The following is a 23,770-nucleotide window of genomic DNA, read 5'->3' on the forward strand; positions in this document are numbered from 1 at the left end:
GTTAAGTTATTAATTAACAACTATCTTCATTTCAACACTCATAACTCGGAACAGCTAAACTCTGATTTGATTAATGGCAGCATTACAGTAAACGTAGTGCCAACATCAACTTGACTTTCTACAGAAACTTGACCATGATGTAAATCTACAAGAGTTTTAAGAATCGATAGTCCTAGCCCAGTACCAGGTATATGATCGATATTACTACCACGGTAAAATGGCTCAAATATTCGTTGTTGATCTACTACTGAAATACCGATACCCTTATCTTTTACTTGGAAAATTAATTTTTCATTTTGGCAAGATAGTTCTAAATTAATTGCCAGATTCGAGGGAGAATACTTAATCGCGTTATCAAGCAAATTCTTCAAAATAGGCTCTAACAGTTTTTTATCTATATAGGCTGTTAAAGAGCTATCTTGACTTACCAAATTGATGGGGTTTTGGCTAAAATTCATCTGCATTTGTGCAACTAAATCCTGACAAAATTGAACTAACTCAAGCGGTTTTGGCTCACAATTTAATTTTGCTGATTCTGCTTTAGAGAAGAACAAAATATCATCCAACATCAGACTCAGTTGTTCAGTAGCTTTTTGAATGTGATCGAGTAATGGCTGGATTTTCTTCTGTGTACGTTTGTCTACTTCTTCTTTAAGTAAACTATTAGAAAATGAAACAATATTCAATGGAGTTCGGAATTGATGACAAACCATAGAAAGAAAACGCGCTCTAAGTTCGCTAAGTTGTTTGGCTTGTTCTAAAGCTTGGTTAAGACCTAATTCTGCATATTTGTAATCGGTAATATCGATACCTGCAATCAGTTCGACTGGGTTTCCCCCAAAATCCAGCCCTCCATCAAGCTTGGCAACTGCACAGGCTAGCCAGCGCTCCGTGCCGTTTTTTGTTAAGATATTCATCTCCTGGTATTCAAAGTTAGCGGCTTCATCCGGGTTACGTATTTGCCTGCGTTTTTTGCTCTTAATCAGTCGGCGAAGATCAAAACCTGTTAGTAGTTCCTCTTTTGTATAGCCAGTGAGTTGTTCTACTGCCGGATTTACATAGCAAAGCCGCGTACCTTGAATCAGAAAAGTGCCGGCATCTGTGGTTTCTGCTAAAGTCCGAAATCTAGTTGCGTTCAGACGTAATGCTTCTTCAGTCTGTTTCGATTCAGTAATGTCCCAAATACTCCACACTCTCCCAATAATTTTACCCTCAAGCAACTGAGGTTTAGAGTAATGTGCAAAAACTCTTCCATCTTTCAACTCCAGAATATCGTAGCTCTCGAAATCAGATTGGCTAGATACTTCCCAAATCAGCCGACTAAAGGCTTGTGGATCTTTAAGTTGGTTCTCAAAAAATGCTTTGCATCGAGGACATTTTTTAGATAATATTAGGGATTCTGGGATCTGCCACATATCCACAAATTTCTGATTCAAGCTTAGAATATCTCCCTCAAAGTTAACTGCAACAATACCAATGGCAGTAGACTCAAGAGTAGAACGAAGTAAACAAAGAGATGTTTCTAGTTCTACTTCTTTGGACTTGAGTTGAGAAAATTCTTGTTGCAAATTGTCTTTGGCATCTTTTAATTCATCAGTCCATTTTTGCACGCTCAATTCTACTATTTCATCAGTTTTTTCACGAGCAAAGGCACAGCCAAATTCCATATCTTGGTGTTTTACATAGTTCATGGATATTTCTACCAGAAATATCCGACCTCCTTTTGTCCGATAACGAGATTTAAAGGTAAGGGAACCCTGTGAGCTAATATCTGACCAATTATGCAGCGAAAAATCTACATCTATATCATGCAGCCTCATAGAAAGTAATTCCTCACGGGAATACTCAGTCATCAGACAAGTGGCATCGTTGACGTAAAGAAACTGCGCGTTTGCTCCTAAACAGAAGGCAGCATCTACAGCATGATTTATTAGAAAGTGAGCAAACTTCATCTCTATTTCTGGTTGTAGTGCCCATTGATTGTTTGATCTAGCTAGTGTATATTCGCCAGAATTCATATTCATACTTCCTCCTGGTAATCAATCAGCACCATTCCCATTAATGAGTTAATAGTCATAACTTACTAAAATCTTTGGTGTACTGTTCGGCTGTGAAAAAATAAAATTTGTTAGGATATTAAAAAACATTAGCAATTACCTTAACAAAACTTATCATACCAATAAAATGTAAATTATTAAACCAAATATTCCTAAAAAAACTAAATATTTTCAAAAATAATTTTTGAATTAAAAAGCTTTTTATAACAATACAATATTTAGGCAAATCAAATCTAGATTAGCCAATCAACCTTATTAGATAAGAGTTTAAAACTCTTAATCTATAAGTAGAAAAGATATTTTATATTTAAACTCGTTCTGCACCGGAACTAATTCATAGACATCTCCACAAATTAATTATGCGTTATCAATAACTCTTGTAGAGACTTAGCAATACTACGTCTCTACAAGAGTTCATCAACCTAAAATTCCTGGGTTTCCACTGGGGAAAGATTAAAGTATAAAAATTTTTATCCTTTAACATTTTCCCTACCAAGCACTTTGGCGAACTACTTCTCTAGAGTCGTTTGATTTTCAACATAAATGAATTTGCAGTGCTAAACCTGGCTTAAATGAATAAACTTCAACTCATTTTCTTAATTTATCTTAACTTACTCTCTCAGAGATTTAACTATAGAAGAATATGCTTAGTCATCTGTCGTAAGAAGTACATTCGTATCAAAAATATACGTATATATTTACGTATATGATTGTGTTTGTTTTATCCTCAAGAAACACTGCATTCGCATACTAAGTACATATTTATAAGTTAAGTATTTTAAAACACATTTTTTAATGTTTTTTACGTACTGAATACTTTGTCATCTCTCAAAGGAACTATAAAAAGTTAAAAAATGATGTCTTTTTCGTTACAAATAATTGACTCAAAAAGTTTTTGCTGGCAATATAAAGACCGCTAAATCTCCTCATACTTAAATTCGGATAAAAAGTTCTGTAAGTTCTAAAGCGAAAGAATTGACACCCACATCAAAAGATTTCCTATTGTAAATTTATTAATGTACCGTTTATGCGATGCCTACGCAGAATATCAATCTTTCAGGTGACTAAGTTGTAAATGTCACAATCACAATTAAAGCGAAAGAATTGACACCTACACCAAAAGATTTTTCATTGTAAATTAGGTTTTCATTGTAGTGGATAAGAACCTCACCAGGGGTTTATTAATTAGATCGGTGCTATTAAAGCTAGCTATATGAAGTTTTGTAAAGATTCTGAGAGACGCTTAAATTCGGGTTAATTCCTAGTTTATATATCTTTACACCATTTAGTTTTTCCCCGCTGATCTACTTAAATACTGTAGTCACCACCATAGAAGCGAAAAATTTGACACCCACATCAAAAGATTTTTGATTGCACGACAGTCTTCATCTCCTTTATTCTGGTGACAAGAAGCACAGCCTCAACTGTTGTATGCTTTCGGTAAAAATTTTTTGGTACTGCGCTCACAAGCATCAATCAGCAGCGATCAGCCATTTCTACTCTTGACCAAGCTAGATCATAGCTGTGAGAAACAACAGAGTTGTTTGTATTAAATATTCCTAGCGCTGTGATTGTAAACTAAAAAGCCTTTGTGTAACTTTCTGAAATTACGTGAAACCAATGAGTCAAAACTATACTGGTTCAAATCCTCTCATCACCACTGAGCCATACAAGGAACTTCCAGCAAACAGATATGTAAAATCTGTGTCTGACTCCCGTCAGCTTGATGAATCGGAGAATAATGGGGGAATTCAGCCTTTTTTAAACGATGAAACAGCCCCAACGCTGTCAGTTGCCGATGCGATCGCTCAAATGCTGGAAAATTTGGGAGTAGGCTACGCTTTTGGTGTCGCTGGTGGTGCAATGGCCAGCCTTTGGGGTGCGCTATCCAATAGCACTATAGAGGTATTGAACTTCCGCCATGAAGCTGGAGCCGCATTTGCAGCCACCGAAGCTTACTTTGCGAATAATCGCCCCACTGTAGTTTTTACCACAGCAGGACCGGGGATCACCAACGCCCTCACCGGATTATTTGCAGCTCGTGGTGAAGGTGCAAAGGTGATTTTGTTGTCGGCTTGCACATCAGCACCGCAGCGTGGACGTTGGGCAATTCAAGAAACCAGTACTTACACATTGCCAAGTGGAGGAATTTTTACCCCAGGAGCGCTATTCAACTATGCAATTACTATTGAATCTGCGGCTCAACTACCGCAGATTTTTCGTAAACTGGCTTTAGCTATGGCGCAACCAGGCGGGTTTGTCGCCCATTTGAGTATTCCCACCGCTGTGCAGACAAGTTTGGTTGAGGATATAGCCTTACCTCAGCTAGATATTTCTCCCTTTCCGATGACTGCTTCAAAAGAAGCGATCGCTAAATCGGTAGAGTTATTATCATCTGGCCCCTTTGCTATCTGGGTTGGTTTCGGTGCGCGTGACGCAGCAGCCGAAATCCTTGAACTCGCTGAAAAAACTGGAGCAGCCGTTATCTGCTCACCCCGTGGTAAAGGTATCTTCCCTGAAGATCATCCCCAGTTTGTGGGTGTCACAGGTTTAGGCGGCCATGCTTCCGTCTTAACTTACATGGAAGAACAACCTCCACTACGCACACTCGTATTAGGAACCCGTCTTGGCGAACCGACTTCCTTCTGGAGTTCGGCGCTAGTTCCAAAAAGAGGTTTTGTCCATGTTGATATTGACCCGGAAGTTCCAGGTGTAGCCTATCCCCACGTTGAAACTTTCGGAGTTCGGTCTGACATCAAAGCTTTTGTGAAAGAGTTGTTGCAGCAATTGTCAGATGCTCCTGATTCCACAATGCCGCTACCTCGCCCAGAACACAAAGCAATTGAACCGGCATCAGACGTAGACTATCCAGTACGTCCAGAAGTATTGATGGCAGCAATTCAAAAGATCGTTGTTGAGGGTAGCAATGCTGTAGTGATGGCAGAGTGTGGTAACTCCTTTACTTGGTCAACGCATCTACTGCAATTTGCCGAAGCCAATCGTTACCGAGTCAGCACCGGAGTCGGAGCAATGGGTCACGCCGTCACCGGAGTGTTGGGTGCAGCGTTGGCAAATAATAGTAAGGCTGTAGGGATTGTTGGTGATGGAGCAATGCTGATGAATAACGAAATCAGCACAGCCGTGAAATACAAAATTCCGGCAATCTGGATTGTACTTAACGATGCGCGTTATAACATGTGCCATCAAGGGATGAAAATCTTGGGATTAAAGGGTGCAGATGCCACACTTCCACCGACGAACTTTGCCATGATTGCTCGTGGGATGGGAGCAGAAGCGATCGTCGTCGTCAGAGAGTCGGATATTGAAGCGGCATTAGAACAAGCGATCGCATCAACCGTTCCCTTTTTAATCGATGTAGTGATTGATGCCGATCGCCCAGCACCTTCTGGTGGACGTAATAAGAGTTTGGCAGCACAAGGAGTTAAATCAAGTGCCGCTAAAAATGCAGTCAAGCAAGTTTCATTTCCAATGGTTTGATTTTAAAAGCTGGCAATCAATCTTATTCGATTGTTATAGACATTACTCTCTTCCGGCTCAAAGATTTTTTTAACGAACCGCATACCCCTTCGGGGAAGCAAGCTACGCGCAGCGTCTCGTTAGAGAAGGACGCAAAGGAAGAGAGTAAGACACGGAAGCATCCCAATGCAAAAATCCTTTACAGCTTTCTTACCTTTGCGGTTCGTTTACTCATTCTCTTATTTCAGCTAATAACTACACTCACCGAACTGGAATTTTAAATGTTTTTTTGAACACAAAAGTCTCTCTTACTTCATCCAATCTTAATCTTCGAGCGTAATTTTGTGTTTATATCTTTACATTCTGTAATGTTAATTACTTTCTCTAAGCAATCCCAAACAATATCGAGAGGTCAAGATGCTACTATTTGAAACTGTTAGAGAAATGGGTCACGAACAAGTTCTTTTCTGTCATGGTAAAAATCCCGAAATTAAGGCAATTATTGCTATCCATGACACAACCTTGGGCCCCGCGATGGGAGCTACAAGAATCTTACCTTATATCAACGAAGAAGCTGCTTTAAAAGATGCACTTCGTCTGAGTCGTGGGATGACATATAAAGCTGCCTGTGCCAATATTCCGGCTGGTGGAGGGAAAGCAGTAATTATTGCTAATCCTGAAAATAAGACAGACGATCTGTTGAGAGCCTATGGACGTTTTGTTGATAGCTTGAATGGGCGTTTCATTACTGGACAAGATGTCAATATTACCCCCGACGATGTGCGGACAATTAGTCAAGAAACGAAATATGTTGTTGGCGTATCAGAAAAGTCTGGCGGGCCTGCTCCCATAACATCACTAGGAGTTTTTCTCGGAATTAAAGCCGCCGTGGAGTCTCGTTGGCAGAGCAAAAGACTTGATGGCATGAAAGTTGCAGTTCAAGGCTTAGGAAATGTTGGTAAAAATCTCTGTCGTCACTTACATGAGAATGATGTCCAGCTTTTTGTGAGCGATATAGATCCAGTAAAAGCGGAAGAGGCAAAACGAATTTTTGGTGCAACCGTTGTAGAACCAAATGAAATTTATGCTCTTGATGTAGATATATTCGCTCCTTGCGCTTTAGGAGGAATTCTGAATAGTCATACAATTCCTTTCCTACAAGCTTCGATTATTGCTGGTGCAGCTAATAATCAATTAGAGAATGAGCAACTACATAGTCAAATGCTTGCTAAAAAAGGGATTCTTTATAGTCCAGATTATGTAATTAATGCTGGAGGACTAATCAATGTTTACAACGAAATGATTGGTTATGACGAAGAAAAAGCTTTCAAGCAAGTACATAACATTTATGACACGCTATTAGCAATTTTTGAGATTGCGAAAGAGCAAGAAGTTACAACTAACGATGCTGCTAGACGATTAGCAGAAGACCGGATCAACAATAGTAAGCGAAGCAAAACTACAGCGATCGCAGCTTAATTCTTATTATCTTCAGGAGTGAACAATGGAAAAAAATACCTTTGCTACATCAGCATATATTGCTACTTCACCAGAGAGCGCTTTTAACTACCTTTGTAGTTTAAAAAACTTGGATGAATGGACGCTTTATAGCCGGATGAAAGAGCAAATTGATGAAGATACCTGGCTGGGAACTGCGTCTGGTTATCACAAAAATCTCTATTATCATGTTAAAAAATTAGAAAATCCCCTTTTCTACGGCATTGAGTGGCACTGTGGATTAGAGTATCAAAAATATTTTCAGGTTTATCCTGTCTTGCTATTTCCCACCGACTACATCGAGCCGGGAACAGATGAAAAAGGTGTGTACTTTCACTGGTTGAGCTTTGTCGATCCCAAACGGCAGACTCAGATGATTATGCAGGGAATTCACACAGTACACACTTCTGAGTGTCGTTCTCTCAAAGGTAATTTGGAACGCAAAGCTGGTCTGACCTCAGCAGCTAAAGGAAGCCACTTTATTGATACAGACACCATTTATGTTGATGCCCCCATTGAAATCGGCATTGAATACTTAAAAGACTTAAAAAATGTAGATGAATGGGCACATTTGCTACGACCAAATGGTGATATCACTGCTGAATCAGGTGAATTCAAAGATGAATATGACCAAAAAGTGAAAGTTTCTGTGCGAGTTCATTCGTTGAGTAAATACTACTTGCTTGAACAAGAACATTTTTATCCAGAGTACGACTATTATCAGCGTTCTGTAGCGTTACTTATCCCAACCGCTTATGCTTTCGCTGACCCCGAAGCTTCTGGTTTCATTCTGCATCGAATCACATTCTGGAAAACAGATGGAACTGTAACCCACGGCAAACTTCAAATTGAAGACTTTGGTGCTGAGAGCATGAACATCAAACGTTTACTCGAAGCCAAAGCTGGCAACCTCAAGTCCTTTGACCGAGGAATGAGCTATCTACCAAAAATTCAAGAACCTCTAGTTACCAACTAAAACCTTAGCGCTCCTCTGCGCTTCCCTTCTCTGCGAGACGCTGACGCTCCTAACGTCGCTACCGCTTCGCTAATGCGCCCCTCTGCGTTTAAAATTCCCCCTCAATTCCTCAAGATTACCTGTATTGCAACACATGAAACAGAAACAACTTACCATTACCATCCTCACCTTTTGTGTTGCCGCTTTTTCAGGAATGAAAGCTGCCTCAGCTGCATCTTTTTCAGTAATCGCCGACGGTCTATATAATGCCGGAGGACTAAGCTTTAGTCCTGATGGTAATCTCTATGTTACAGAGGCGGGAATCGGGGGAAGTGGCGGTTGTGTTCCACCAGCAAGCGGTCAAGGTGATTCTTTATGCTATGGCACAAGTGGGGCAGTTACCAAAATTGAGAATGGTAAAACCGAGCGCATACTTACAGGACTTCCTTCTATAGCATTACCAGATGGTACTGGAGCCGGTGGCCCTCGTGACATCCAATTTGATGCTACAGGTAAACCTTATGTTCTGATTGGGTATGGGGCGAATCCTGCTTTTCGCGATCGCAATTTAGGTTACACTGACCTCGGTAAAATCATTGCTCCCGACTTTAATACCAATTCCTGGACGAGTGTTGCTGATTTCGCTAACTATGAACTCGCCAATAATCCCGATGGTGGTGATGTCGGTAGCAATCCCTTGGGTTTTGTCATAGATGGCAATAAGTTAGTTGCAGTTGATGCAGGTGCAAACGACCTACTCAATGTAAATACTGATGGTAGTAACTTGCAAGCTATTACTACCTTTCCCCAAGACATATTAACTAATCCCATCTTTCCGCCTTCTGATACCCCATCCAATGAACCTGCACAGGTTCCATCTCAAGGTGAAGCGGTGCGATCGCAGTTTGCAACTCAACCAGTACCTTCAGGTGTGGCAAAAGGACCTGATGGTGCTTATTACATCAGCCAATTTACCGGGTTTCCTTTCCCTGAAGGTGGGGCAAAAATCTATCGAGTCGGTGCTGATGGTAAATCATCAGTTTTTGCCGATGGTTTTACCCAACTCACAGACTTGCAATTTGATGCGGGCAACTTGTATGCTTTGCAGTACGCCAATCAGTCAGCCTGGAAGGGTAATTTTGATGGTTCTGTAATCAAAATAGCTCCCAATGGCACACGCACCACTCTTCTGAGTGGCAATGGATTAGAGTCGCCTAGCGCCCTGACTATTGGTGCTGATGGTGCAGTGTACGTCACCAACCGAGGCGATCGCCCAGGATCTGGACAAGTTCTCAGAATTGAAAATATCAAATCTGTTCCTGAACCTGATTCTAATTTAGGCGTATTAGCGATCGCTGCCTTAGGCATTGGTTGTTTGTACAAGAAGAGAGCTACCAAACCTCCTATAAATGGAGCGGTGGCGCTCAAATAAAGAGTTTCAAACCAATTCTGCGTTCCTCAAAGACTGCGATTCGTTGTCTTTAAAACCATAAAAGTTTCCACAAACAAATTATTTAACTCTCAATCTTCAAAGGTATGAAACTCAAGTCATTTGCTCTTAGGTCTGTTACATTTTGTTTTGCTGCTATTTGTGGAACAGCATCTGCACAAGCTGCAACATTAACAACTATTGTTGATGGAATTAGTAATGCACGGGGTTCTAGCTTTGGTCCTGACGGCAGTCTCTACGTAGCAGAGCCAGGTATCGGCGGAAACGGAAATTGTCAACCATCTCCGAGTACGTTGTTTCAGCCTATCTGTGCTGGTAACACTGGTTCACTAGTCAAAGTTTCACCAAACGGTACCAAACAGCGTCTACTTAATAACTTTCAGTCTTTAGCAGAACAACCCACTGGCAACCAAGGCGCTGGTATTCAAGACATACAATTCGACTCTAAAGGGAATGCTTATCTGCTGACTGGGTTTGCTGGTTATCCAGGAAACCGCGATCTAGCAACACTTAACCTTGGTTCTAAATCCCCACTCCCACCACAGCAACTTGCAACTTTCCCACCATCAACACCTGATAAAGTTTTGAATACACCGCTCCTAGCACAACTGTCCAAAGTTGACTTGAACACGGGAGCTCTCACCAGTATTTTTGACTTTGCCAAGAATGAAATCACCAAAAATCCAGATAAAGGGGATGTAGTAACCAATCCCTATGACCTGACTGTTAATGGTGATAATGCTTATGTCGTTGACGGGGGCGGGAACACTGCTTACAAAATTAAACTTGATGGAAGCAAGTCAGAGGCGATCGCAATTCCTAAAAACATCATTAGTAACTCCGACTTGCCACCAGGATTACAATTACCTCCTGGGCTATTAGAGCAGCTTCCAGGAGGAAAAACAGCAATTCAATCAGTACCCACAGGTGGCGCAATTGGCCCCGATGGAGCTTTATACGTTGGTGAATATACAGGTTTTCCTTATCCAGAAGGTAAATCACGGATTTTCCGCATTGGCGACGATCTCAAACCAGAAGTTTTTCTGGATGGCTTTACGCACATCACCGACCTAACCTTTGATGACAAAGGCGATTTGCTGGTTTTACAGTTTAGCGACAAGTCCCAGTTAGGCGGTGACATCACAAATCTACCTGGATCTCTCATCCAAGTTGCTCCTAACGGCACTCGCACAACACTTGTTGCCGCAGGTCAAGGGCTAGATTCGGCTGATGGAATTGATATTGGCCCTGATGGCAAGATTTATATTACCAATCGCGGTGTTGGTCCAAGACTAGGAGAGGTTGTTCGGGTGGATGGTGTCGTTGTCGAAAAAGTCCCCGAACCTGGTTCAGTATTCGGTTTACTAGCACTTGCTAGTGTAGGCGCAACTGCTGCGATCGCCAAGCGCAAACGCCCAGAAAAGTTGGGTGAAGAGTTCCTAGCCAAAGCAGAGACTGTCTAATTCCTGGTAAAGCTTACAAAATAGGCTGCTGCCTCACAGAGAAAGTTGCATTTCCAACAAGAGGTAGCAGCCTAAATTTCAGAGTTCCCAAACTAGGACGGGGAACGAAATTAGTCTAGGAACGAGTATAACTTATACAACCAGGACTTAAAACTCATGGGATTAGTCAAAAATTTGTCACTTGCTATTCTCGGTACCGGATTCACCGTGTTAGCAACATCTGTTCAAGCCAAAGCTGTAACATTAAGCTTTGATCGGACTATCGGTAGCCCTGGCTTTGCTCCTGGTCAGCTTTTTGTCCCCCAAGGGATAACGGTAGACGATTCGGGGAATACCCTTATAAGTAACGGTCGTGGTTTGAACCCGGACGGCACTTTTAACCCAAACATCGGTAACAAGGTTGAAGTATTTAACCCTCAAGGTAATTATATTGGAGCGATCGGTGAAGGCGGCAAAGGGCCTGGACAATTCGACGAGCCATCAGCTTTAGAAATCGATCCGCAGACTGGGAATTTGTATGTCGGAGATGTATTTAACAACCGCGTTAATGTCTTCGATCGCCAGGGTAAGTTTATTAACTCATTTGGTGAATTTGGCGGTCTGATACCAGGTAGAGCTTTCTTTGGCCCATCTGGGGTAACATTTGACAAAACTGGCAATGTGTATATTGGTGATTTTAGCGGCGACAAGATCAATAAATACACCAAAGATGGCAAACTAATTAGTAGTATTGGTACTTCTGGCACTCAACCTGGACAGTTTCAAGGACCAGCAGGTTTAAGAATTTCCCCAGTCAGCGGTAATTTTTATGTGAGTGACCAGTTTAACAACCGCGTCCAAGTACTCGATCCTAAAGGTAATTCTCTGTTCACATTTGGCAAACAAGGTAGTGGAGATGGAGAATTTAATCAGCCCATCGGCTTAGAAGTGGACGAGTTTGAGAATATCTATGTAGCTGATTCGATCAATAGCCGCGTTCAAGTATTCGATAAAAACGGTAAGTTCCTCACAGCTTATGGTAAACCCGCCGCAGCAACACCTCCCCAACTAGGTCAACCACCCTTTGGCGATCCCCTCGACCTCACACCAGGCACATTTAACTGGACGGGTGGCACAAGTTACAAAGATGGCAAGCTTTATGTGGGCGATTTCTTCCAAGGTCGCGTCCAAGTGTTAAACGTAGAGGGTAGAAGGCAAGTACCGGAATCTAGTTCAGCATTGGGTTTAGCATTGCTTGGACTTGGGGCTGTTACCGTCACATTGCGGAAACGCGGACAACTAGAGAAAGAATTGCAAAAACAGTGCTAGTAGTCAGGTAAGCAAGTTCGTAGTAAGGACTTTAGTCTTTATTTTTTAAGCACTGAAGTGCTTACTACAAACCTTCAGGACAAATAACTTTGGATATTTCGCCCAAATTGAGTTCTCAGGAATCATTCGTTGATATTTGAAAATTGGAAGAAAAATGCCTTTGAAATCCTCTTATTCAGATCGGCTGAAAAAAACTGACCAGAGGTTGATTGCCTTATTGAGCGATCGCATATCATTATTAGCAGCATCAGAACAACCTTCTTTAGATGAGCAACTGGCTGATGTCGCTCCCCTACTCGCTCAAGCTGGTATTCCTGAGTCTGTTTGGGCAGGTGTGCTAAATAGTTGTCATACTACTCTGATTCCTAAATATGCAACAAATCGTGTCACTCCCCGACAAATTACCATCATCGGTGGATGCGGCAGGATGGGAAAATTATTTAAAGAGCAACTTTCGCTAGTAGGTAATAATGTTAGCGTCCTCGAATCTGATGATTGGGAATATGCAGATCAACTATTAAGTCAGGCAGAATTAGTTTTAGTCAGCGTTCCTATTGAACATACAGTTGATGTTATCAAGCGTGTAGCGAAATACCTTGCGCCAACTACCGCTTTGTGTGACATTACGAGTATTAAAACACAGCCGACTCAAGCAATGCTCGAATACCATTCTGGTCCAGTTATGGGTTTACACCCAATGTTTGGGCCAAATGTAAGATCGTTTTTTGGACAAAAAGTGGTGGTTTGTCCAGGTCGAAACGATGATTCATTTCAATGGTTTTTAGACTTGATTAAAATTCAAGGTGGAGAGTTAATTGTTTGTACGCCTGAAGAACACGATCAAATAATGGTGATCGTTCAAGCAACGCAACATTTCTGTAGATTTAGTCTTGGTGTTTTCTTAGCCCAAGCAAAAATTGATATACAACAGACTTTAACCATGTCAACTTCTAACTACCGTCAAGAAATTGACATAGTTAAACGTTTGTTTTCTCAAAACCCTCACTTATGTGTGGATATTATGCTAGCTACAGAAGAAAGGTGTGATGCAATTAGCTTTTTAGCTGATACTTACAGTCGTTTGGCAAAACTAGTAGCCATGAAAGACAGAGACGCCTTAATTCAGGAATTTGAAAAGGCTCAAAGCTTTTTTGAAGATAAAATTAATAATTTTATGCAGCCTTTAAATGCAATGCCTATCCAACGAGATTCTCAACCCAAGATACACACAAACATTAGTCTTTAAAGAGCAAAATTATGATAGTTGATATTAAACAAAAAAGTAGATTAATTAATCAGCGTGTTTCGGTTACTTTTAACTACGAGGTTTACTTCACTCAAAATTTATTTGAGTTGAAAAATCCCACCTTAGCCCAAGTGGTTGGTGCGGATGAAGAGACAAAGCCGAAGAAATTAGTTGCAGTGATAGATGCAGGAATATTAAAGTATCAACCGGAATTGGTGAAGCAATTAGTCGCGTATACCAAGTTTTATGCAGAGGTACTAGCGATCGCAGCCGAACCGATGATAATTTCGGGAGGAGAAGCTGCCAAAAACGATCGCACTTTATTAGAGCAAATCCAGCAACAGATTGAAACTGCCGGATTATGTCGCCATTCTTATGTGTTAGCGATCGGGGGCGGGGCTATGTTGGATTTGGTGGGATATGCAGCCGCAACTGCTCACCGGGGAATTCGTCTCATTCGGGTACCGACGACGGTGTTAGCGCAAAATGATTCTGGGGTTGGTGTCAAAAACGGCATCAATGCCTTTGGTAAAAAGAACTTTTTGGGGACATTTGCGCCACCTTATGCAGTTATAAATGATTCTGCCTTTTTGACAACTCTAGACGATCGCGATTGGCGTTCTGGAATTGCAGAAGCAGTGAAAGTGGCTCTAATTAAGGATGCTAGCTTTTTTGATTTTATCCACTCTCACACCGCAGCTTTGAGGCGGCGAGATATGGATACTATGCAACAAGTTATCTATCGTTGCGCCCAGTTGCATTTAGAACATATTGCCAATAGCGGCGATCCTTTTGAAATGGGTTCGTCTCGTCCTCTGGATTTTGGACATTGGGCGGCTCATAAATTGGAGCATTTAACAAATTATCGCTTGCGTCATGGCGAAGCAGTTGCGATCGGTATTGCTTTGGATAGCACTTATTCTTATTTAGCAGGATTGCTGGATTGTTCGGAGTGGCAACGGATATTAAATACTTTATCGGCGTTGGGTTTCACGTTGTATGTGCCAGAACTAACCCAGAAGTTATCACAATTGGAAGATCCTCGTTGTTTGTTTCGGGGTTTGACTGAATTCCGCGAACATTTGGGGGGAGAGTTGACTTTGACGCTGTTGAAAGGGATTGGAAAAAGAACTGAGGTTCATGAGGTGGATTTGTTTTTGTATGGGCAAGCAATATCGCTGTTGGGAGAAGTGAGGGGGGAGTTTTAAACGCATAGGCGCTTCTCTACGAGACGCTACGCGAACGCCTTCCCGTAGGGTAGGTACGCTGAGGGAAGCGCGGAGGAACGCTGAGGTTTTATGAGGTCATTTACTACTTTTGGGGGAGGTGGAGGTTTATTAAATGGGGTTGTTGGGAAATGTACTAGAAAAGCAGTGTAAAAAGCGAATAAATTGACACTAAATCGAAAAATTATTCAATGTATTATCTGCTTGATATCTAGTATTCTTAAATAAGAAGCGAAAAGTTTTTGATTACATCTTTTAAAAAGAATGTGTGGACTTAGATTGATAGAAAGTTATCTAAGTTTGTTCTAGGTTTGAAAATAACTACTAATAATGATTAATGGTTGACTAACAAATATTCTAGAGAAATTACTCATGGTTTTTGATTCACGTTCTTATAAAACCGTTGGCGGTGTCAGTGTTTCTCGCTTCATCACTGAAGTTAAGATGGACACTGCCCTCGATGATATTCTATTCCATTTAAATTCTCAGCGCGGAGGGTTGCTAAGGAGTAGCTACGAATATCCTGGCAGATACAAAAGATGGGCAATCGGATTTGTCAATCCACCGTTGGAGTTGACTACACAGGATAATACTTTCACTTTGATAGCGTTGAATGAACGCGGTCAAGTACTTTTGCCATTCCTTTTAGAGAGACTATCTCAGTCAGAACAACTTGAGAATATCACCCAAGAAAATAACATTGTTCTAGGCTTTATTAAACCTTCAGAAAAATTATTTACTGAAGAAGAACGTAGTAAACAGCCTTCATCATTTACAGTTGTTAGGGAAATTTTATATACTTTCTCTAGTCAAGAAGACGAGCATTTAGGCTTGTATGGTGCGTTTGGTTATGACTTAGTTTTTCAGTTTGAACCAATTACCCAACATCTAGAACGTCCTACAGATCAGCGCGATTTGGTGCTTTATTTGCCAGATGAATTGATTGTTGTTGATTACTATCAGCAACGTGCATTTCGTCTACAATATGATTTTCAAACAGCGCACGGTAACACCAAGAATCTTCCGAGAACAGGTGAGTCTGTAGATTATCGTGGCAAACATCTTTTACCAAATCAAACTGCTGACCATAAAGTAGGCGAATATGCGAAAAAAGTTGAGGTTGCACTCGATTATTTCCGCAGAGGCGATTTATTTGAAGTTGTTCCTAGTCAAAACTTTTTTGAAGGCTATGAAGATGAACCCAGCAAATTATTTAACACCTTAAAGGAAATAAATCCTAGTCCTTATGGGTTTATTTTTAATTTAGGTGGCGAATATCTAATTGGTGCATCTCCAGAAATGTTTGTGCGGGTTGAAGGTAGGCGGGTAGAAACTTGTCCCATTAGTGGCACTATTAGCCGAGGACAAGATGCTCTTGATGATGCGGTGCAAATTCGTCATTTACTCAACTCTCACAAAGATGAAGCTGAGTTGACCATGTGTACTGATGTCGATCGCAATGACAAATCCCGAATCTGCGAACCTGGTTCGGTACGAGTCATTGGCCGTCGCCAAATTGAATTATACAGCCACCTGATACATACAGTAGATCATGTTGAAGGGACACTGCGATCGCAATTTGATGCTTTAGATGCCTTTCTGTCGCATACATGGGCAGTTACAGTCACCGGCGCACCCAAAAGGGCAGCAATAAATTTTATTGAACAGCACGAAAAGAGCGCCCGACGTTGGTATGGTGGAGCAGTCGGCTATTTAAATTTCAACGGTAATTTAAATACTGGCTTAATTCTGCGGACAATTCGATTAAAAGACTGCATCGCTGAAGTACGAGTCGGTGCTACTGTCCTTTATGATTCCATACCCCAAGCAGAAGAACAAGAAACAATTACCAAAGGCGCTGCGTTATTTGAAACGATTCGGCGTGTGAAGCAAACGAGTCAGAAAATTGATGAGTCCAGTTCTCTAAAATTAACTAAACTCCTCCCAAGTGCGGCAGCTGGCAAACGTATCTTATTAATAGACTACGAAGACTCATTTGTTCATACTCTAGCTAATTACATTCGCCAAACCGGTGCAAGCGTTACTACACTGCGTCATGGTTTCTCCGAATCGCTATTCGATACAGAACGCCCTGACTTAGTTGTATTATCTCCTGGCCCTGGTAGACCAAGCGATTTTGGGGTTTCACAGACTGTTGGCGCCCTTCTGCATCGCCAAATTCCGATTTTCGGAGTTTGTCTAGGATTGCAAGGCATCGTTGAAGCTTTTGATGGCGAATTAGGAGTTCTCAACTATCCTCAACATGGTAAATCTTCACGGATTTTCGTCACTGATTCCAATTCTGTCACCTTCAAAAACTTACCGGAATCCTTTGCAGTCGGTAGATATCACTCATTGTTTGCCCTACCGCAAAGTTTGCCAAAAGAACTCAAAGTAACAGCGATTTCTGATGACGACGTAATTATGGGCATTGAACATCAAACACTCCCCATCGCTGCCGTTCAGTTTCATCCAGAATCAATCATGACTTTAGGCGGAGAAGTCGGTTTGGAAATCATTAAAAATGTGGTGCGTGCATATACGCAAGTCAAAGAGTCATTAGTCATTGGTCATTAGCCTCGTTCCCACGCAGAGCATGGGAACGCCATCCTTGAGGCTCCGCCTCCCTCATAGCGAAGCCTGCACAGAATTCATTCCCAGATTCCATCTGGGAATGAGAAATAAACGAGAATAACAATAATGCGAGAATAATTACTTATATCATGTCCACTAAATTACCCATAATAAAAGAACCCCACCCCGCCAAAGCTGTGCTTTGTCTCCCCTCCCCGCAGGCGGGGAGGGGTTGGGGGTGGGGTTCTTCGGGTTTAATAAGTAATCAAGCGGACATAATATTATTTCCCCATCTCCACTACCTTTAGCAGTTTATGACTAATCAAGTTGCCACTTCCCGCCATATTCTTGAAGAAATTGTGTCGCATAAAAAGCAAGAAGTTGCACAAATGCAGCAAGAATTGCCTTTAGGCTCATTGCGACAACAGTTAAATTCAGCCCCAACTGTGCGAAATTTCTTGACTGCTTTACAAGAAAATCCCAACCAACCGAGTTTGATTGCCGAGGTAAAAAAGGCATCACCTAGCCGTGGGGTTATCCGTGCAGATTTTGACCCAGTAGCTGTTGCTCAAGCTTATGAACGAGGTGGTGCAGCTTGTCTATCAGTCCTCACCGATTGTAAGTTCTTTCAGGGCAGTTTTGATAATCTGCGGAATGTGCGATCGCAAGTTGCATTACCCTTACTGTGCAAGGAGTTCATCATTAACTCCTATCAAATTTATTTAGCACGGACAGCAGGCGCAGATGCTGTATTGTTAATTGCGGCTATTTTATCAGATCGAGAACTCCAAGACTTTTTGCGAGTAATTCACGATTTGGGCATGGTTGCACTGGTAGAAGTCCATACCTTGGCTGAACTGGATCGAGTGCTAAAGCTTGATAACCTAAGTTTAGTAGGAATCAACAATCGCAATTTAGAAGATTTTACCCTTGATTTAGGAACAACACAGCAACTTTTAGCAGAGCGTCAACAACAATTACAAAGCTTAGATATCACCGTCGTCAGCGAATCTGGACTCTATACACCTGCTGATTTATCTCTTGTCGCTGAGGCTGGTGCGCGTGCAGTTTTGATTGGCGAGTCTTTAGTTAAACAAAGCGATGTAGAACAAGCTGTGCGTGAGATTTTGAGTGCTGAGTACTGAGGTAAAGCTAAAAAATGAAGCTTTGATACTCATTAACGGAGTTCAAAGCCTCGCTAACGGAGATAAAAGACTCGTTAACGGAGATAAAAGCCTCGTTAACGGAGTTCAAAGACTCATTAACGGAGATAAAAGCCTCATTAACGGAGATAAAAGCCTCATTAACGGAGATAAAAGCCTCATTAACGGAGTTCAAAGACTCATTAACGGAGATAAAAGCCTCATTAATGGAGATAAAAGCCTCATTAATGGAGATAAAAGCCTCGTTAACGGAGATAAAAGCCTCGTTAACGAGTATCAAAGACTCGTTAACAAAAAATTTAGCATGGGCATCGCTAATTGCTAAGTATAAATTATTCTAAAACTATTAAACAATCATTAACTATTTTTCAGCATGACTTCTATCTCCGATTCTTTTCAAACTTTACGCGATCGCCAACAGTGTGCTTTAATTCCCTTTATCACAGCAGGCGATCCTAACTTAGAAACCACTGCCGAAGCTTTACGCATCTTAGATCGCAACGGTGCTGACTTTATCGAGTTGGGTATTCCCTACTCCGATCCTCTCGCAGATGGGCCTGTGATTCAAGCAGCAGCAACCCGCGCTTTGCAAAAAGGCACGAAATTAGAGCAAGTGCTAGAGATGTTACACGTAGTGATTCCTAGCTTAAAAGCGCCGATAATTCTATTTACTTACTACAATCCCATTTTGCACCGGGGTATTAAGTCATTTTTGGCGCAAATTGCCACTGCTGGGGTGCAAGGGTTGGTAGTACCAGACTTACCCTTAGAAGAAGCAGAAGAATTAATCCAAACTGCTGCCTCTTTTGGAATTGAGGTAATTTTACTCGTAGCTCCTACCAGTTCTCAAGATAGAATTATTGCGATCGCTCGTCAATCTCAGGGTTTTATCTATCTAGTTAGTGTTACAGGCGTTACAGGTATCCGCGCTCAAATCCAAAACCGCGTCGAGCATTTAATTACCGAGTTGCGAAGCGTCACCGATAAACCCATCGGCGTTGGTTTTGGCATCTCCGCACCAGAACAGGCACATCAAGTCATGGAATGGGGTGCAGATGCAGTGATTGTTGGTAGCGCCTTTGTGAAACGGTTAGCTGAAGGTAGCCCCACAGAAGGATTGCAAGCCGTGGAAGAATTTTGTCGAGAACTTAAAGCAGCCATCACAGAAAGTCAGCACAAAAATCCATCTCTTCAAGAGGTGGGATAAATTCACCCGCAGACTTAGGGAGTAGGGAATTATACAGCTTTGCAGTTGAGTTCAATAGAGACCTAACCCCCAGCCCCTTCCCTGCAAGGTAAGGGGAGTAAGATTCAAAGCCTCTCTCCTTTTAGGAGAGAGGTTTGGAGAGAGGTCAAAGCTGAACTGTACCCAAACAAAATATCAATTATTTCTCTTTTTGCCCTTTGCCCCCTCTGCTCCTCTTATTCCATTAAGATTATGAAACTCCTGCTAAAGTCGGTCAAAATATTAATTTATAGCTTACTTATAGTTAGCAGCTGTGCGCTTACAGTCTTCGCCCACGATCGCCTTGATAATAGACAATACAAATACCATTGGAATCATAATCTTCCAGGGCAATACACTCATCTAGCTGTAAGAAAGAACGTAACTGACCTGACACCAGCAGAGAAAACAGCCTTCGTTAAGGCTATCAAAACCTTAAAAACTGTCATACCCGCAGGTAGCAAGGTCAGTATTTACGACCAATTCGTTGCCATACACATAGGGGCAACACGCTTGATTCATAACCATAAAGGACATTCCGATGGTTCCGTCCAAGAACTTGCTCATGAAAATGCCGCATTTTTCCCTTGGCATCGAGAATATATCCGCAGATTTGAACAAGCTTTGCAAGCAGTAGACCCAACTGTTACTCTGCCATACTGGGATTGGACAGATGCCAAAGCACTTGATGTAATTTTTAATGATGACTTTCTTGGTTCCAATGGTCAAGGAGTAACCATCAAAATTCCAAATCAGGGAAACTTTACAGGCGGCGCTGTGCCTGGGGCTTTTTCGGCTGCAAATGGCTGGGTTATGAATCCAGCATTAAATATTGACCCAGAAACCCAAACATCATTAGGTACATCACTTGTCCGCTTTCTAAGACTACCTCCTGCCAGTGATTATCCAGTGCCCAAAAAAGATGTTGAGCGTGCCCTTCGTCTGAATAACTATTCTCTATTTCGCCCTGCTTTGGAAGGATTTATCTCTGTAGATGAGCAGGGTAAAGTCACCCCCGGAGGATTCATACACAACTACGTTCATGGCTTAGTCGGTGGGGTAAAAATAGACGCAAGCACAAAACCCATAAAGTTTAAGGGCTTAGGTACTATGGGCAATATCCCAAGTTCGCCTTATGACCCAGTGTTTTGGTTGCATCATGCCAACGTAGACCGCCTCTGGGCCCAATGGCAAGAAAACGGTCATCAAGGCAGCGATTTTTATCCTGCCAATGGTCAGCCTTATGGACACAATCTTAAAGACCTAATGTGGCCTTGGGATGGCGGGATGTCTACCCCCAAAGCTACGGTGTTAGGAAATTTACTATCCCTATTACCAAATTTTGACTCTAACGATTTGGTGCGCCCTATAGACGTTTTGAATCACCGGAAACTGGGCTATACCTACAAAACCTGGGAATGAAAAACGCAAAGATGACTCAAAGTTAGAACGCGAGTAAAAAATACTTAAACATAAAAGGATTTTAACCAATGGTAAGCATACAAGACATCAAGACTGCAACTGTGCAACCAGATTCTTTGGGCAGGTTTGGAAAATTCGGCGGTAAATATGTCCCGGAAACCTTAATGCCTGCATTAAGTGAATTGGAAGCGGCATATCACCAATATTGCAATGAGCCGAGTTTTCAAGCAGAACTGCAAAACTTAATGCGTGATTATGTAGGACGACCCAGCCCATTATATTTTGCGGAACGCCTGACAACAAACTACGCTAGACCAGATGGCACGGGAGCGCAAATTTATTTAAAGCGTGAGGATTTAAATCATACAGGCGCTCACAAAATTAATAATGCTTTGGCTCAGGTTTTGCTAGCCAAGCGCATGGGTAAGCAACGGGTGATTGCCGAGACAGGTGCAGGACAACACGGCGTAGCGACTGCAACTGTATGTGCGCGGTTTGGTTTGAAATGTGTGATTTACATGGGCGTCCACGATATGGAACGCCAAGCCCTGAATGTGTTTCGCATGAAATTAATGGGTGCAGAAGTTCGACCAGTGGAAGCAGGTACGGGAACTCTCAAGGATGCAACTTCGGAAGCAATTCGGGATTGGGTGACGAATGTAGAAACAACCCATTACATCCTGGGTTCCGTTGCCGGGCCTCATCCCTACCCGATGATTGTCCGTGACTTCCACGCGGTAATTGGTGTAGAAACTCGCGCTCAATGTCAAGAAAAATGGGGAGGATTACCAGATATTTTACTGGCTTGCGTGGGTGGAGGTTCCAACGCGATCGGCTTATTCAATGAGTTTATGCATGAATCTTCGGTGCGTTTAATTGGAGTGGAAGCTGCGGGTGAAGGTGTAGATACAGAAAAACACGCTGCTACCTTGACAAAAGGAAAAATAGGTGTATTGCACGGTGCAATGAGCTATTTACTGCAAGATGATGATGGTCAAGTCATCGAAGCCCATTCAATTAGTGCCGGATTAGATTATCCTGGCGTTGGCCCTGAGCATAGTTATTTAAAGGATCTGGGTCGCGCCGAATATTACAGTGTTACCGATAAACAGGCATTAGACGCATTTCAAAGACTTTCGCAACTAGAGGGGATTATTCCAGCCTTAGAAACTGCTCATGCGATCGCATATTTAGAAACCCTTTGTCCTCAGTTAAAAGGCAGTCCCCGCATCGTCATTAATTGCTCCGGTAGAGGTGACAAAGATGTGCAAACCGTCGCAAAAGTCCTAATTCCTTAATTTTCTCTTCTTATCGTCATTTGTCCTTCGTGAATGACCAATGACTAATGACCAATGACAAATAACCAATATGATCGCTGTAACGCAAACTCCACCCGATAAAATCTCCATCCCTTCTGAGTTCTACAACTGGCCAGTTTTATTACAACAGTTATTAAATCGGCAATCGTTGACAGTTTCCCAAGCTGCGGATTTGATGCAAGGTTGGCTCACAGATGCCATTCCCCATGTTCTATCAGGAGCGATTTTAGCCGCAATCCAAGCTAAAGGCGTATCTGCTGAGGAATTAGTTGGCATGGCTAGTATCTTGCAATCCCAATCTCCAGTACCCAGTACCCAATCCCTAGTCCCCCTAATAGATACCTGTGGAACTGGTGGAGATGGTGCTTCAACCTTTAATATTTCCACTGCTGTTGCCTTTGTCGCCGCTGCTGCTGGGGTAAAGGTTGCCAAACATGGCAATCGTTCGGCATCCAGCAAGGCTGGTTCCGCTGATGTGCTGGAAGCTTTGGGTATAAATCTCAATGCCACTCCTGAAAAAGTACAAGCCGCAGTGGGTGAAGTTGGAATCACCTTTTTGTTTGCTCCCGGCTGGCATCCTGCACTCAAGGCGATCGCAACTTTGCGAAAAACTTTGAAGGTGCGGACTGTTTTTAACTTGCTCGGCCCGCTAGTAAATCCGATGCGACCGACAGGGCAAATTATTGGTGTGAACGACCCGCTTTTACTAGAAGAGATTGTTCAAGCCTTATCCCAATTGGGATGTCAGCAAGCGATCGCCCTCCACGGACGGGAACGTTTAGATGAAGCTGGTTTGGCAGATGTCACTGATTTGGCTGTACTCCAAGATAAAAAAGTCCGCTCTTTGACGCTCAATCCTCAAGAACTTGGTTTAAGTTTTGCACCCACTGCGGCGTTGCACGGTGGAGATGTCCAAGAAAATGCCGAAATCTTGAAGGCAGTTTTGCAAGGTAAAGGCACTCAAGCGCAACAAGATGTAGTCGCTTTAAACACAGCCTTAGCCCTGCAAGTTGGTGAAGCCATTCATGGGGAAACTGATGTTTTAGCAGGTTGTGTTAAAGGTATTGCCCTTGCCAAAGAAATTCTGCAAAGCGGCGCGGCTTGGACAAAACTAGAACAACTTGCGGAATTTTTACACGATTCGCCAAGGTAAGGGCACAGCATTGCTCATTGGTGTCAACTTAAGCTGAAAGCTATATCGGGTAGGTGTTTTACACATCACCTCACGTCCTCATCCCCTAACCCCTTCTCCCAAGGGAGAAGGGGAATTAAATCTCAGGCTCCCCTCTCCCTGGCAGGGCTGATTCATTCCCTAAAACAGGTAAAATTGCAAGTGTTGAGGGGAGGAAAATTATGGGTAGTTCTCTGATTGAACAACTGCGGCTTGT

16 protein-coding genes are annotated in these 23,770 nt (G+C 42.3%); 14 read left to right on the plus strand and 2 right to left on the minus strand.

The window, feature by feature from the left end; genetic code table 11:
* Positions 1 to 38: 38 nt before the first annotated feature.
* Complete coding sequence (locus tag V7K44_RS21615) at positions 39 to 2,018, minus strand: scytonemin biosynthesis sensor histidine kinase (protein ID WP_334934185.1); 1,980 nt, start codon at positions 2,016 to 2,018, stop codon at positions 39 to 41.
* A 1,659-nt stretch (positions 2,019 to 3,677) separates the two neighbouring features.
* Between V7K44_RS21615 and scyA the strand changes: the two genes are divergently transcribed.
* From scyA to trpC, 10 genes are all read left to right on the plus strand, one after another.
* Entirely contained in the window at positions 3,678 to 5,555 is a 1,878-nt protein-coding gene (gene scyA, locus V7K44_RS21620) for a scytonemin biosynthesis protein ScyA (RefSeq protein ID WP_334934187.1), read from the plus strand.
* A 396-nt stretch (positions 5,556 to 5,951) separates the two neighbouring features.
* Positions 5,952 to 7,013, plus strand: coding sequence for a tryptophan dehydrogenase ScyB (gene scyB, locus V7K44_RS21625; RefSeq protein ID WP_334934189.1), 1,062 nt, complete (start codon positions 5,952 to 5,954; stop codon positions 7,011 to 7,013).
* A gap of 25 nt (positions 7,014 to 7,038) precedes the next feature.
* Positions 7,039 to 8,007 (plus strand): scytonemin biosynthesis cyclase/decarboxylase ScyC, encoded by a 969-nt coding sequence (gene scyC, locus V7K44_RS21630; protein ID WP_334934191.1) that lies wholly within the window; start codon positions 7,039 to 7,041, stop codon positions 8,005 to 8,007.
* A gap of 133 nt (positions 8,008 to 8,140) precedes the next feature.
* Positions 8,141 to 9,418, plus strand: a complete 1,278-nt coding sequence (locus tag V7K44_RS21635) for a ScyD/ScyE family protein (protein WP_334934193.1) — start codon at positions 8,141 to 8,143, stop codon at positions 9,416 to 9,418.
* A 104-nt stretch (positions 9,419 to 9,522) separates the two neighbouring features.
* Positions 9,523 to 10,899, plus strand: a complete 1,377-nt coding sequence (locus tag V7K44_RS21640) for a ScyD/ScyE family protein (protein ID WP_334934195.1) — start codon at positions 9,523 to 9,525, stop codon at positions 10,897 to 10,899.
* Positions 10,900 to 11,055: 156 nt separating this feature from the next.
* Complete coding sequence (gene scyF, locus V7K44_RS21645; protein WP_334934197.1) at positions 11,056 to 12,207, plus strand: scytonemin biosynthesis PEP-CTERM protein ScyF; 1,152 nt, start codon at positions 11,056 to 11,058, stop codon at positions 12,205 to 12,207.
* 154 nt (positions 12,208 to 12,361) lie between these two features.
* Positions 12,362 to 13,453: a bifunctional chorismate mutase/prephenate dehydrogenase gene (gene tyrA / locus V7K44_RS21650; RefSeq protein WP_334934199.1), complete on the plus strand. Its 1,092-nt coding sequence runs from the start codon at positions 12,362 to 12,364 to the stop codon at positions 13,451 to 13,453.
* An 11-nt stretch (positions 13,454 to 13,464) separates the two neighbouring features.
* On the plus strand, positions 13,465 to 14,661 hold the full coding sequence (locus tag V7K44_RS21655; protein WP_334934201.1) for a 3-dehydroquinate synthase: 1,197 nt from the start codon (positions 13,465 to 13,467) through the stop codon (positions 14,659 to 14,661).
* A gap of 390 nt (positions 14,662 to 15,051) precedes the next feature.
* The gene (locus V7K44_RS21660) at positions 15,052 to 17,256 is read left to right on the plus strand and encodes an anthranilate synthase (RefSeq protein ID WP_334934203.1); all 2,205 of its coding nucleotides are present in this window, start codon (positions 15,052 to 15,054) and stop codon (positions 17,254 to 17,256) included.
* 311 nt (positions 17,257 to 17,567) lie between these two features.
* The gene (gene trpC, locus V7K44_RS21665) at positions 17,568 to 18,398 is read left to right on the plus strand and encodes an indole-3-glycerol phosphate synthase TrpC (RefSeq protein WP_334934205.1); all 831 of its coding nucleotides are present in this window, start codon (positions 17,568 to 17,570) and stop codon (positions 18,396 to 18,398) included.
* A gap of 7 nt (positions 18,399 to 18,405) precedes the next feature.
* Here trpC and V7K44_RS21670 read toward each other — a convergent pair whose 3' ends face one another.
* Positions 18,406 to 18,696 carry a hypothetical protein gene (locus V7K44_RS21670; protein ID WP_334934207.1) on the minus strand — a complete coding sequence of 97 codons (291 nt, stop codon included), beginning with the start codon at positions 18,694 to 18,696 and terminating at the stop codon, positions 18,406 to 18,408.
* Positions 18,697 to 18,789: 93 nt separating this feature from the next.
* Here V7K44_RS21670 and trpA point away from each other — a divergent pair, with 93 nt between their 5' ends.
* The 4 genes from trpA (at position 18,790) to trpD (ending at position 23,535) form a co-directional block, all read left to right on the plus strand.
* Positions 18,790 to 19,623, plus strand: coding sequence for a tryptophan synthase subunit alpha (gene trpA / locus V7K44_RS21675; protein WP_334934209.1), 834 nt, complete (start codon positions 18,790 to 18,792; stop codon positions 19,621 to 19,623).
* 231 nt (positions 19,624 to 19,854) lie between these two features.
* Complete coding sequence (locus V7K44_RS21680) at positions 19,855 to 21,063, plus strand: tyrosinase family protein (protein WP_334934211.1); 1,209 nt, start codon at positions 19,855 to 19,857, stop codon at positions 21,061 to 21,063.
* Between the two features lie 68 nt (positions 21,064 to 21,131).
* Positions 21,132 to 22,361, plus strand: coding sequence for a tryptophan synthase subunit beta (gene trpB / locus V7K44_RS21685; protein WP_334934214.1), 1,230 nt, complete (start codon positions 21,132 to 21,134; stop codon positions 22,359 to 22,361).
* A gap of 70 nt (positions 22,362 to 22,431) precedes the next feature.
* Entirely contained in the window at positions 22,432 to 23,535 is a 1,104-nt protein-coding gene (trpD, locus tag V7K44_RS21690) for an anthranilate phosphoribosyltransferase (protein ID WP_334934216.1), read from the plus strand.
* The last annotated feature ends 235 nt before the right edge of the window (positions 23,536 to 23,770 follow it).

It is taken from the genome of Nostoc sp. (assembly GCF_036917235.1).
Classification (GTDB): domain Bacteria; phylum Cyanobacteriota; class Cyanobacteriia; order Cyanobacteriales; family Nostocaceae; genus Nostoc.